The sequence below is a fragment of the Ferrovibrio sp. genome, from assembly GCF_041906005.1.
Classification (GTDB): Bacteria; Pseudomonadota; Alphaproteobacteria; order Ferrovibrionales; family Ferrovibrionaceae; genus Ferrovibrio.
On the sequence record NZ_JAYRJY010000001.1, the window covers coordinates 2676022 to 2688776 of the forward strand.

Sequence of the window (12755 nt, forward strand, 5' to 3'; positions counted from 1 at the left end):
CATTCAGCCGAGCGTGAATCCGATTGACCGTACCCGCATTGCTTCCTTAATGTGCCACCTCGCCAGGGCGACACCAAGAATCGCCGGCAATAAAATTCTGGGAGGACGGCAAACTGTCTGAGATAGTCCAGTTGCTGCTGAACGGGTTAGCGGCAGGCTGTATTTACGGCCTTATCGCACTCGGTTTCGTGCTGATCTACAAAGCCACCGAAATGGTGAATTTCGCCCAAGGCGACCTGATGATGCTGGGTGCCTTCGTGGCATTCACGCTGATCGAGGGCATGGGCTTTAATTACTGGCTCGCCTTCATCGGCGCGATCCTGGTCATGGCGGTATTCGGCTACGCGCTGGATACCCTTGTGCTGCGTCAGGTTATCGGCCAGCCGCAATTCTCTGTGGTCATGCTCACCATCGGGCTGGGCTTCATTTTCCGCGCCGCCGCTTCGATGATCTGGGGCACGGAGACGCGGGCGTTTGCCACGCCTTTCACCGATGGCGTGACCAAGGTGGGCGGCTTCGTCATCGCCGACGTCAACGTTTCCATCGTGGCCGGCACGGCCATCCTTTGTGGCGCGCTCTATGCCTTCTTCCGCTACACCCGTATTGGTGTGGCGATGCAGGCCGCCTCGCAGAACCAGCTTGCGGCCTATTACATGGGCATCCCCGTGAAGATGGTGTTCTCGCTGATCTGGGCAATCTCGGCTGGCGTTGCTGCGGTGGCCGGCATCCTTCTGGCGCCGGTGGCTCTGATCGATGTCACGATTGGCCTGCTCGGTCTGAAGGCTTTCGCGGCTGCGGTGCTGGGCGGCTTTGGCTCGATCCCGGGCGCGGTGATCGGCGGTCTGGTGATCGGCGTGATCGAACAATTCTCCGGTGTTTACCTGCCTGAGGGCTTCAAGGATGTGGCTGCCTATGTGGTGATCTTGGCCGTGCTGTTCCTGCGTCCGCAGGGCCTGTTCGGCAATATCGGCCGCAAGCGGGTGTAGGGGTCTTACCAGATGCGCTTCTTCTTCAAGACCAACTACAACCAGGACATCAACCTGTTCCGCGACAACGTGGACCGCTTCTGGTATGGCCTGCTGCTGCTGGCGCTGCTGGCGGCGCCGTTCGTGCTGGAGGATTTCTGGCTCGGCGAGATTTCCTATGTTTTCATCCTCTCCATCGTCGGCATCGGCTTGATGATCCTGACCGGCTATACCGGTCAGGTGTCGCTGGGTCATGCCGCTTTCCTCGGGATAGGCGCCTATACCCATGCCGTGCTGCTGGGGCTGGGCGTTCCGTTCGTGATTTCGGTGACAGTGGCGACGTTGCTGTCGGCCTTCATCGGCGCGGTGATCGGTTTCCCGGCCTTGCGGCTCACTGGCATCTATCTCTCGATTGCCACGCTGGCCTTTGCCTTCATCATCGAGCAGATCCTGATCCGTTGGGAGCATGTCACCGGCGGCTTCAAGGGTTTCCCGGTGGATCGACCGGAAATCTTCGGCACCAGCATCGCCGACGACCGCTTCTTCTACTACCTGACCATGGGCGCGGTGATCTTGGCCGTGCTGGTGGCCCTCAACCTGTTGCGTTCGCCAACCGGCCGCGCCTTCATCGCCATCCGTGATTCGGAAATTGCCGCACAGTCAATGGGCGTCAACCTTGCCGCCTACAAGACCCTGGCCTTTGCCGTGTCGGCTGGCTTTACCGGCTTTGGTGGCACGCTGTTCGCCCACAAGATCGGCTACCTGGCGCCGGATGCCTTCAACATCCTGCTTTCCATCCAACTGCTGCTGATGGTCGTGGTGGGGGGGCTTGGCTCGATCCATGGCGCCATTTTCGGGGCGATCTTCGTTGGATCGTTGCCGCAGCTGATCGCCATCTTGCGCGACTATCTGCCCGAGAGCATTTCCCGCCAACCGGGCCTCGAACCGGGCCTGTTCGGCGTCATCCTGGTCTTCTTCATCCTGTTCGAACCACTTGGCATCTACGGGCGCTGGCTGAAGATCAAACTCTATTTCTCGCTGTTCCCGCTTTACAAGAAAGCGACGTTCAAACGGCAGAAGACCTACACCAAGTCGGAGCGCTTCCGGTGACGCTGTTCCAGGCAGAAAACATCGCCATCAACTTCGGTGGCATCAAGGCGGTCGACGGCGTCAGCTTCGCCATCGAAAAGGGCCAGGTATTCACCATCATCGGGCCGAACGGCGCCGGCAAGACCACGGTGTTCAACCTGATTAGCCGCATTTACAACCCGACCGAAGGCCGGTTGCGTTTCGAAGGGCAGGACATCACCGAAGTTCCGCCGCACGAGATCGCGGCGCTCGGCATCGCGCGAACCTTCCAGAATATCGAATTATTCGAACACGCCTCGGTGCTGCACAATTTGCTGCTGGGGCGGCATGCCCATCGCGGCGGCAACCCGATCGCTGACCTGTTTTTCCTGCCCGGCGTGCGGCAGCGCGAACTGGCGCATCGCGAAAAGGTCGAGCATGTCATCGACTTCCTTGACTTGCAGCATTACCGCGACACCATGATCGTGAACCTGCCTTATGGCGCGCGCAAGGTGGTGGAACTGGCCCGCGCCCTGTGCAGCGAACCCAAACTGCTGCTGCTGGACGAGCCTTCCTCCGGTCTCAACACCGAAGAGACCGAGGACATGGCTTGGTGGATCCAGGATATCAAGAACGATCTCGGCATCACCGTGCTCATGGTCGAACATGACATGGGGCTGGTGAACGAAGTGTCGGATCGCGTGCTGGCACTCAACTATGGCCGCGTGCTGGCGCTCGGCACGCCGCAGGAAGTGCAGAGCCATCCCGAAGTCGTCAAAGCCTATCTGGGAGGCTGAGCCCGTGACCGAGCAGACCCAGGGCGATGTCATTCTTCGCTTGAGCAATATCGAGACCTTCTATGGCCCGATCATGGCGATTCGCGGCGTCAGCCTGGAAGTGCCGCGCGGCGCCATCGTCACCGTGCTGGGCGCCAACGGCGCCGGCAAGACGACGATCCTGAAGACGATTTCGGGCGTGATGGACCCGCAGAAGGGCGCCGTCGTCTTCGAAGGCAGGGAAATCCAGAAGATGGATCCCGACAAGGTGATGCGGCTTGGCATCGGCCATGTGCCCGAGGGCCGCGAAACCTTCCCGTTCCTGACGGTGAAGGAAAATCTGATGATGGGTGCCTATACCCGCAGCGATGCGGACGGCATCGCCAAAGACATGGACATGGTCTATGGCTATTTCCCGCGCCTGAAGGAACGCGAGAACCAGCCGGCGGGCTCGATGTCAGGCGGTGAGCAGCAGATGCTGGCCATCGGCCGTGCCCTGATGGGGCGCCCCAAGCTGCTGCTGCTGGACGAACCCTCGCTCGGCCTGTCGCCCAAGCTGGTGAAGGAAATCTTCGAGATCATCGTGCGCATCAACGCCGAGCAGAAAACCACCATTCTGCTGGTCGAACAGAATGCCAATGTGGCGCTGCATGCCGCGCATTATGGCTATGTGCTGGAGGTCGGTCGCATCGTTATGGCCGATACCTGTGCCAAACTGCTCGAGAAGGAAGACATCAAGGAATTCTATCTTGGCATGAAGGAAGAGGGCGTGCGCGGCAAGCGTCGCTGGAAAAAACGCAAGACCTGGCGCTAGGCCGGCAGTACGGGCAGGCGCCGGTTCGGGAGGACGGCCATGGCACAGACGCAGACAAATAAAGCGCAGATCAAGAAGGCCATCGACAGCAAGACCGGCGTCGAGGTCGACTCCGATATCCTGGAGATCATGGAGCGAGACACGCTGCCGCGCTATTTCTGGCGCAAGGTCGGCGAGCGCGGCGACAAGGTGGCGATGCGTGAAAAGAACCTCGGCATCTGGGGTTCGATCACCTGGCGACAATACGGCGAGAACGTGAAGCATGCCGGCCTCGGCCTGGCGGCCCTTGGCGTGAAGCGCGGCGAGGTGGTTTCGATCATCTCCGAAGGCAATCCGCAGTGGCTGTATGCCGACCTGGGCACCCAGGGCATCGGTGGTGTCACCAATGGCATCTACACCACCGATTCCGCCAAGCAGGTGGAATACATCGTCAACGACAGCCGCACGGTGGTCTATATCGCCGAGAACGAGGAGCAGCTCGACAAGATCCTTGAAGTGCGTGACCGCTGCCCGACCCTGAAGAAGATCGTCGTGATCGACATGGAAGGCCTGTCGGACTTTCAGGATCCGATGGTGCTCTCCTTCGATGACCTGCTGGCCCAGGGCAGCAATTTTGAGAAGGCCAATCCCGGTTTCTGGGACGAGCAGCTCAAGCTCGGCAAGTCGGAAGACCTGGCCATCCTGATCTATACCTCTGGCACCACAGGCGCGCCGAAGGGCGCCATGATCAGCCACCGCAATCTGCTGTTCCAGATGGAGAATGCCGGCCGCCTGCTGGAGCAGATGGAGGAAGACGAACAGCTCAGCTTCCTGCCCCTCTGTCATATCGCCGAGCGTGGCTTTACCCTGCTGTGGCCGATCCGTTCGGGCTCGACGGTGAATTTCGCCGAAAGCCCGGAAACCGTGCCGCAGAACCTGCAGGAAGTGCAGCCGACGGTGTTCTTCGCCGTGCCGCGCCTGTGGGAGAAATTCTATTCCGGCGTTGCCATCCGCATGAAGGATGCCACCGGTCTGGGCAAGCTGGCCTACAAGATCGCCATTGGCATCGGCTATCGCGTCGCCGAAGCCAGGCTGGAAGGGCAGGAACCCTCGCTGGGTATCAAGATCGCCTTCTGGTTCGCGGATCAACTGGTGCTGCGCAATATCAAACGCATCATCGGCATCGACCGCTGCAAATGGCTGGTCACCGGTGCCGCCCCGATCTCCCCCGACCTGATCAAATGGTATCTGGCGCTGGGGAAGGATATGCGCGAGGTCTACGGCCAGACCGAGAATGTCGGCTTGGCCACCTCGCCACCGCAATACCGCGTCAAGCTGGGCAGCATCGGCCAGGCCGTGCCCAATACCCAGGTCAAACTCAGCCCGGAAGGCGAAATCCTGCTCAAGGGCCCGCATGTCTTCATGGGTTATCTGAACAATCCCACCAAGACAGCCGAGACCATCGTGGATGGCTGGCTGCATACCGGCGATGTCGGCACCGTCGACAACGAAGGCTGGTATCGCATCACCGACCGCATGAAAGACATCATCATCACCGCGGGTGGCAAGAATATCACGCCGTCGGAAATCGAGAACCAGCTGAAATTCAGCCCCTATATCTCGGACGCGGTGGTGATTGGAGACCGGCGTAAATACCTCACCTGCCTGATCATGATCGATCACGACAATGTGGTGAAATACGCCCAGGACCTGAACGTGCCCTTCACCAACTTCGCGTCGCTATGCCGCGCCAAGGAGGTGCAGGACCTGATCTGGCAGGAGATCGAGCGGGTCAACAAGAACTTCGCCCGGGTGGAAACCATCAAGAAATTCCGCCTGATCGACCAGCAGCTGACCGCCGAAGACGACGAGCTGACGCCGACCATGAAACTGAAGCGCAAGTTCGTGAACGAAAAATACAAGGCAATGATCGACGAGATGTATGCCGGCGGCGAGTGATCCGCCGCGGCCAAGAAATTATCTGGAGGAGGAAAGACAGAAATGCGTATCAAGTCGGTAGCGGTGACCGCGGCCCTGTTGTCTGCCGTGGCTTTTGCGGGTGTGGCTCAGGCGCAGTCTGTGCGCGGTGTGAGCAAGTCGGAAATCCTGATCGGCATGCATACCGATCTCAGCGGCGTGGCGGCCTCCTATGGCGTCAGCTCGTCCAATGCCATGCGCCTGGAATTCGACAAGGCGAATGCCGCCGGTGGCATCCACGGCCGCAAGATCCGGCTGATCGTCGAGGATCACCAATACCAGGTGCCGCGCGCGGTGCAGGCCGCCAACAAGCTGATCAACCGTGACAAGATATTCATCATGGCTGCCGCGCTGGGCACGCCGATGAACAACGCGGTGTTCGCCGACCAGTTCAAGGCCGGCATCCCGAACATCAATCCGGTGACGGCGGCGCGTTCGATGGTTGAGCCGCATCACCCGCTGAAGTTCCAGACCATTTCCAGCTACTACGATCACACCCGCGCCAGCATCAAGTATGTGATGGAGAAGAACGGCCGCAAAAAGCTGTGCACGCTCTATCAGGATACCGATTTCGGCATGGAAATCTTCGAGGCGGTGAAAGACCAGGCCAAGGCGATGAATATCCCCGTGGTCGAGACCGCCACCAACAAGCCGGCCGATTCCGATTTCTCGGCGCAGATCACAAAGCTGCGCGCGGCGGGCTGCGATATCGTCATGCTGGGTGCCATCGTGCGCGACGCCATCCTGTCATACGGCACGGCCCGCAAGATGGGTTGGACCGATGTCGATTTCGTCTCGCAGTCGGCCAGCTTCGACCAGATCGTGGCTTCCGCGCCAGGCGGCGCCACGGAAGGGCTGTATGTCGGCGCCGGCACCGTGATGCCCTATCGCGATACCGCCGATGCCACCGTGGCGGCCTGGTGGGATGCTTATAAGGCCAAATATGGCAACGACCCGAATATTGGTGCCGTCTATGGCACCAATACGGCGCAGTTGATCATCGCCGCGCTGGACAAGGCCGGTAAGGATCTGACCACCGAGGGCTTCCTCAAGGCGTTGGAAGGCATCACGGGCTATCGTGACATCTTCGGCGGCCCGGTGATCAATTTCGGCCCGCAGAAGCATCTGGGAACCAACGAGGTGTTGCTGTACCAGATTCAGAAAGGGCGGTTCGTTCAGATCGCCGGCCCGCTCAAATACTGAGCAGGCCAAAGAATCAAGCAATCGGAGAATCAAGCAATCGGAAACGCCCGCGGCGCCGGCCGCGGGCGTTTCTTTTTTGCGCCACCGATGCCCCGTGAAGGCTAATGGGGATGCAATAAAATCCCTATGCCGCAGCCTGGCATCCGGCTAGTCTTGTCGGGCAAATAATAAACTTTTTAGGGAGAGTGGAATGCGTGGGGTAAAAGGGTTCGGCGTCGCTGCGGCGACCGCCATTGCGGTTATGTCCACCGGTGCAGTCTCCAGCGCGGCGAATGCGCAGAGCGTGCGCGGTGTCACCAAGTCCGAGATCGTCATCGGCATGCATACCGATCTCAGCGGTCCGGCTGCGTCCTATGGCGTCAGTTCGTCGAATGCCATGCGGCTGAAATTCGAGGAACTCAACGCCCAGGGTGGCGTGCATGGTCGCAAGATCCGCCTGATCGTTGAGGATCACCAGTACCAGGTGCCGCGCGCGGTGCAAGCCGCCAACAAGCTGATCAACCGCGACAAGATATTCCTGATGGCCGGTGCGCTGGGTACGCCGCACAACAACGCCGTATTCCCTGACCAGTTCAAGGCCGGCGTGCCCAATCTGGCACCGCTCACCGCCGCGCGCTCGATGAGCGAACCGTTCCATGAGCTGAAGTTCCAGACCTTCTCCAGCTATTACGACCATATCCGGGCCGGCATCAAATATCTGGTCGAAAAGAACGGTCGTAAAAAGATCTGCACGCTCTATCAGGATACCGACTTCGGCAAGGAAATCCTGGAAGCGACCCAGGACCAGGCCAAGGCAATGAACATGCAGGTGGTGGAGACCGCCACCAATACGCCGATCGCCACCGACTTCACCGCGCAGATCACCAAGCTGCGCACGGCCGGCTGCGATCTGGTTGCCATGGGCTCCATCGTGCGTGATGCGATCGTGCCCTATGCTACCGCGCGCAAGATGGGCTGGAATGATGTCGATTTCGTCGCCCAGTCGGCCAGCTTCGATCAGATCGTGGCTTCCGCGCCGGGCGGTTCCACCGAGGGTCTGTATGTCGGCGCCGGCACCGTGATGCCCTATCGCGACACGGCCACCGGCGCGGTTGCCGCCTGGTGGGATGCCTACAAGGCCAAGTTTGGCACCGATCCGAATATCGGCGCCGTCTATGGCCACAACATCGCCGACCTGATCATCACGGCGCTGGACCGTGCGGGCAAGGACGTAACCACCGAGAAGTTCCTCAAGGGGCTGGAGAGCATCTCCGGCTATCGCGATATCTTCGGCGGCCCGGTGATCAGCTTTGGTCCGCAGAAGCATCAGGGCACCACTGAAGTCCTGTTCTTCCAGATCCAGAAGGGCCGCTTCACCCAGATTGCCGGCCCGCTGAAATACTAACTCGGAAACACAGGAACCGGCTTCGGCTCCAGACGCCCGCGGCTTCGGCCGCGGGCGTTTTTATTGCGCCGCAAAAGATAGGTCAGTGGCATTGACGTAACGTAACTTTGCGCTGCGACCGGTTTTGTTTCCCGGCTAGACTTTAGCCGCAAAACAATAACACCCATGGGGAGGTCCGCATGCGTAGGGTATCAGTACTCGCGGTCGCTGCGGCGGCCATTGCCATTAGCTTTGCCACTGGCGCACTGGCGCAATCAGCCAAGGTGCGCGGCGTCAGCAAATCCGAAATCGTGATCGGCATGCACACCGATCTCAGCGGCGTGGCGGCGTCTTATGGCGTCAATTCCGCCAACGCGATGCGGCTGCGTATCGACGAGATCAACGAGCAGGGCGGCATCCATGGCCGCAAGATCCGACTGATCGTGGAGGATAACCAGTACCAGGTGCCGCGTGCCGTGCAGGCGGCCAACAAGCTGATCAACCGCGACAACATTTTCCTCATGGCCGGCGCGCTCGGTACGCCGATGAACAACGCGGTGCTGCCTGATCAGCTCAAGGCCGGGGTGCCGAACCTGTTTCCCATCACCGCGGCACGGCAGATGCACGAGCCGTTTCATAAGCTGAAATTCGCGCTCGGCGCCACGTATTACGATCAGATCCGGGCCGGCATCAAATGGATGGTTGCCAACAAGGGCAAACAGAAAATATGCACGCTTTATCAGGACACCGATTTCGGCAAGGAAATCCTTGAGGCCGCACAGGATCAGACCAAGGCGATGAACCTGCCACTGGTGGAAACCGCCACCAACAAGCCGGCCGATACGGATTTTACCGCGCAGATCGCCAAGCTGCGTGCGGCGAATTGCGATCTGGTCGTGCTGGGCACGATCATCCGCGATGCGATCGTGCCCTACGGCACGGCGCGCAAGATGGGCTGGAATGTCGATTTCCTCGGCCAGTCGGCGAATTACGACCAGATCGTTGCCGGTGCACCCGGCGGCGCCACCGAGGGTCTGTACACCATGGCCGGCACGGTACTGCCCTATCGTGATACGGCCAATCCGACCGTGGTGGCCTGGATGGATCGCTACAAGGCGAAATTCGGCAATGACCCCAACATCGGCGCTGTTTACGGCTACGCGCTGATGGATCTCGTTGCCATCGCGTTGGACAAGGCTGGCAAGGATCCGAATGTGGACCGGTTCGTTGCCGCCCTGGAGGGCATCAATGGCTATCGCGACATCTTCGGCGGGCCGGTAGCCAGTTTTGGGCCGAACAAGCATTTCGGCTCGAATTCCAGCTTCCTGTTCCAGGTGCAGAAAGGCCGCTTCGTGCTGATCGAGGGTCCGGTCAGTTACGGCAGCTGAACCCCGCCTGAAACCGACCGCCGCAGCCGGTCTGTACCGGCTGCGGCTTTTTTTATGCCCGTCGCCTGAAGGTGGCAGGTGCATTAATCCGATAGGCATGGCAAAACGGGCCATTGCTGTCTCCGTTCTGCGGTTTCCATGCCCGTATTGCCAACTTTCGCCGCCCTGCCGCAAACCTCGCGCGGCATAGGTTTCATGATCCTGGCCGTATCGTTGTTTGGCTGCATGGATGCACTGGTGAAATGGCTCACCGCCAGCTACCCGGTGCTGCAGATCATGTTCTTCCGCAGCCTTTGCGCCTTGATTCCGATTTTATGGATGGTGGCGCGTGGCCCGGCGGGTTTCTCGGTGCTGCGCACGCATCGCCTGGGCGCCCATACCGTGCGGTCGGGCTTCGGCCTGGCCGCGATGTTCGGTTTCTTCTCGGCCTATCAGTTCATGCCGTTGGCTGACGTGACGGCGATTGCTTTTTCCGGCCCGATCTTCATTGCCGGTTTGTCGGTCTGGTTGCTGGGCGAGCGCGTAGGCCTGCATCGCTGGTCGGCTATCGTGGTTGGCTTTGTCGGCATGCTGGTGATCGTGCGTCCCGGCATCGGCATGGTGCAGAATGGGGCGCTGATCGTGGTGGCGGCCACCCTGCTTTATGCACTGGCGATGATCCAGATCCGCAAACTCAGCAGCACCGAACCCTCCACGGCGATTGCCTTCTATTTCACGGCGTTCTGCACCATTGTCACCGCGCTGGCCCTGCCGTTCGTCTGGGTTATGCCGGTCTGGCGCGATGTGCCATTGCTGCTGGGCGTCGGCCTGTTCGGCGGTGCTGCACAGTTGTTCATGACGCGGGCTTACAGTCTCGCCCCGGCCGCCGTGGTGGCGCCCTTCGACTATACCCACCTGCTGTGGTCGGTAATGTTTGGCTGGTATGTGTGGAGCGATTTCCCCGACGCACAGACCTGGATCGGCTGCATCATCGTGGTGGCCAGTGGGCTCTACATTCTGTGGCGCGAGACCATGAAACGCACGGCGGTGCCGCCACTGATCACGGAATAGGGTGCGACAGGGAGTGTCGGGGGGATGTCGGGAGATACGCGCGCTGGTCGGAGTGAGAGGATTCGAACCTCCGGCCCCTAGCTCCCGAAGCTAGTGCTCTACCAGGCTGAGCTACACTCCGACACCGGCGCGGGCGCCTGTATAGCGCCTGGGCGACCGCCCCGCAAGCGGCCCGGCCGCTGAATCCCGGATCAATCCCCAGAAATCGGCCAGACGCCGATTGCCTGTCCGATCAGGGGCTTAGAGGGCCCGTTCAATGGCGAAATCAACCGCCTCGGCCAGCGCGTCGCGCATGGCGCTAGGGGCGAACAGCTCCAGGGCCTGATGGGCCTTCTGGCCGTAATGGCGGGCACGGGCCAAGGTTTCCTCGATGGTGCCGTGGCGCTGGATATAGCGCAGGGCCTGGGGCCAGTCTTCCGCCGTCTGCTGTTCCGGCTGCTCGATGGTGCGGCGCCAGAATTCCCGTTCCGCCACGCTGCCCTTGTTGAAGGCAAGCACGATCGGCAGGGTGACCTTGCCTTCCTTGAAGTCGTCGCCGGTATTCTTGCCCAGCGTTGCGCCGTCGGAGGCGTAATCCAGGGCGTCGTCGACCAGCTGGAAGGCGATGCCAAGATAACGGCCGTAATCGTCCAGCGTCTGCGCCTCGGCCTGCGGTCGGTCGGCGATCACCGCACCGACCCGGCAGGCGGCGGCAAACAGCGCGGCGGTCTTGGATTCGATCACCTTGAGGTAATCGGCCTCTGAGGAATCCATGTCGTTTGCCGTCATCAGCTGCAGCACCTCACCCTCGGCGATCACTGCCGAGGCATTGGCCAGGATGCGCAGCACTTCCAGCGAGCCGGTTTCGACCATCAGCTGGAAGGCACGGCTGAACAGGAAATCGCCGACCAGCACCGAAGGCTGATTGCCCCACAGCACGTTGGCGGTGGCGCTGCCGCGGCGGCGGTCGCTTTCGTCCACCACATCGTCATGCAGCAGGGTGGCGGTATGGATGAACTCGACGCAGGTGGCCAGCAGCACGTGCTTGTCGCTGCCATAGCCGCACAGCCTGGCCGCACCCAGTGTCAGCAATGGGCGGATGCGTTTGCCGCCGGACGCAATCAGATGGCTGGCCAGTTCGGGGATCAGGCTGACATCGCTGGCCATGCGGGCGATGATCTCGCGGTTAACCGCGGCCATGTCGTCGGCCACCAAGGCGCGCAGGGGCTCGATGCTGGGTGCCGTTTTGGCTGCCGGCCGGCTGTCGAACTGGGATTTGGATGCCGTTTGCATCGCGCGGATGATGCCCGTGATTGTGTTAAGCTGTTCCGCTGGAGCATAGTGGGATGGCGAAACCGGTCAAGCGCCGCCCTTTGTTAAGCCGTTGTTCCAGATCACATGATTGAAACCGATCACACCCGCGATGCCCTGCTGGGCGGCCTGGTCCACCTGGAACAGCCGCGCAAGGGCCAGCGCGCCAGTGCCGATGCCGTGATGTTGGCCGCCGCCGTGCCGGCCCGGACCGGCCAGCAGGTGCTCGAGCTGGGCAGCGGCAGTGGGGTAGGCATGCTCTGCCTGGCCGCGCGCGTGCCGAAGGCCAAAATTGACGGCATCGAACTGCAGTCCGATCTGGTCGCGCTCTGTGCCAGAAACATCGCCGCCAACGGACTGGAGGGACGCCTGCGCGTGGTGGCTGGGGATATCCGCCGGCGCGTGAGCGGGATTCAGCCCAACAGTTACGATCATGTCTTCGCCAATCCGCCGTATTTCGACAGTCAGCGTCATCGCGCCTCGCCTCATGCCGGCCGTGCTACCGCCCGGTCGGAAGCGGATGAGGCCGATCTGGCGCATTGGATCGCCGCCATGCTGCGCCATGCCAGGCCGGGCGGGGGGCTGACCCTGATCCATAAAGCCGACCGCCTGCCCGATCTGCTGGCGGCCCTGACGCCCAAGGCCGGTGCGATTCGGGTGATTCCGCTCTGGTCCAAGGCCGGCCAGCCGGCCAAGCGGGTCATCCTGCGGGCCATCAAGGGCAGCAAGGCCCCACTGACATTGGATCCCGGCCTGCTGTTGCATCAGCCCGATGGCAGCTATTTCCCGGCGGTGGATGCCGTGTTGCGTCAGGGAGCGGCCTTTCCGGCCTGACTCGTCGGTCTTGCGGCTTTGGCCGGCAGACCCCACTATAATTAACCA

11 protein-coding genes and 1 tRNA gene are annotated in these 12755 nt (G+C 61.0%); 10 read left to right on the forward strand and 2 right to left on the reverse strand.

The features are described 5' to 3' along the window. Nucleotides 1-131 precede the first annotated feature (131 nt). From ACE3OO_RS13125 to ACE3OO_RS13165, 9 genes are all read left to right on the forward strand, one after another. The gene (locus ACE3OO_RS13125; protein WP_374303590.1) at nt 132-986 is read left to right on the forward strand and encodes a branched-chain amino acid ABC transporter permease; all 855 of its coding nucleotides are present in this window, start codon (nt 132-134) and stop codon (nt 984-986) included. Nucleotides 987-998: 12 nt separating this feature from the next. Then, nucleotides 999-2075: a branched-chain amino acid ABC transporter permease gene (locus ACE3OO_RS13130; protein ID WP_374303592.1), complete on the forward strand. Its 1077-nt coding sequence runs from the start codon at nt 999-1001 to the stop codon at nt 2073-2075. After that, a complete protein-coding gene (locus ACE3OO_RS13135; protein WP_374303594.1) occupies nt 2072-2830 on the forward strand; it encodes an ABC transporter ATP-binding protein in 759 nt (252 codons plus the stop codon). The genes ACE3OO_RS13130 and ACE3OO_RS13135 overlap by 4 nt, the downstream gene beginning before the upstream one ends. Nucleotides 2831-2834: 4 nt before the next feature. Next, nucleotides 2835-3623 (forward strand): ABC transporter ATP-binding protein, encoded by a 789-nt coding sequence (locus tag ACE3OO_RS13140; RefSeq protein ID WP_374303596.1) that lies wholly within the window; start codon nt 2835-2837, stop codon nt 3621-3623. 39 nt (nt 3624-3662) lie between these two features. Beyond that, nucleotides 3663-5561: a long-chain fatty acid--CoA ligase gene (locus tag ACE3OO_RS13145; protein ID WP_374303598.1), complete on the forward strand. Its 1899-nt coding sequence runs from the start codon at nt 3663-3665 to the stop codon at nt 5559-5561. A 42-nt stretch (nt 5562-5603) separates the two neighbouring features. Beyond that, nucleotides 5604-6782: an ABC transporter substrate-binding protein gene (locus ACE3OO_RS13150; protein WP_374303600.1), complete on the forward strand. Its 1179-nt coding sequence runs from the start codon at nt 5604-5606 to the stop codon at nt 6780-6782. 190 nt (nt 6783-6972) lie between these two features. After that, complete coding sequence (locus ACE3OO_RS13155) at nt 6973-8166, forward strand: ABC transporter substrate-binding protein (protein ID WP_374303602.1); 1194 nt, start codon at nt 6973-6975, stop codon at nt 8164-8166. Between the two features lie 179 nt (nt 8167-8345). Beyond that, entirely contained in the window at nt 8346-9533 is a 1188-nt protein-coding gene (locus tag ACE3OO_RS13160; protein ID WP_374303604.1) for an ABC transporter substrate-binding protein, read from the forward strand. Between the two features lie 138 nt (nt 9534-9671). Further along, on the forward strand, nt 9672-10583 hold the full coding sequence (locus ACE3OO_RS13165) for a DMT family transporter (protein ID WP_374303606.1): 912 nt from the start codon (nt 9672-9674) through the stop codon (nt 10581-10583). Between the two features lie 44 nt (nt 10584-10627). Here ACE3OO_RS13165 and ACE3OO_RS13170 read toward each other — a convergent pair. Both ACE3OO_RS13170 and ACE3OO_RS13175 read right to left on the reverse strand, forming a co-directional pair. Then, nucleotides 10628-10704, reverse strand: a tRNA-Pro gene (locus ACE3OO_RS13170). A gap of 119 nt (nt 10705-10823) precedes the next feature. Continuing rightward, the gene (locus ACE3OO_RS13175; protein ID WP_374303608.1) at nt 10824-11855 is read right to left on the reverse strand and encodes a polyprenyl synthetase family protein; all 1032 of its coding nucleotides are present in this window, start codon (nt 11853-11855) and stop codon (nt 10824-10826) included. A gap of 105 nt (nt 11856-11960) precedes the next feature. On the opposite strand from ACE3OO_RS13175, the gene ACE3OO_RS13180 reads away from it, so the two are divergent. Then, entirely contained in the window at nt 11961-12707 is a 747-nt protein-coding gene (locus ACE3OO_RS13180) for a tRNA1(Val) (adenine(37)-N6)-methyltransferase (RefSeq protein WP_374303610.1), read from the forward strand. The last annotated feature ends 48 nt before the right edge of the window (nt 12708-12755 follow it).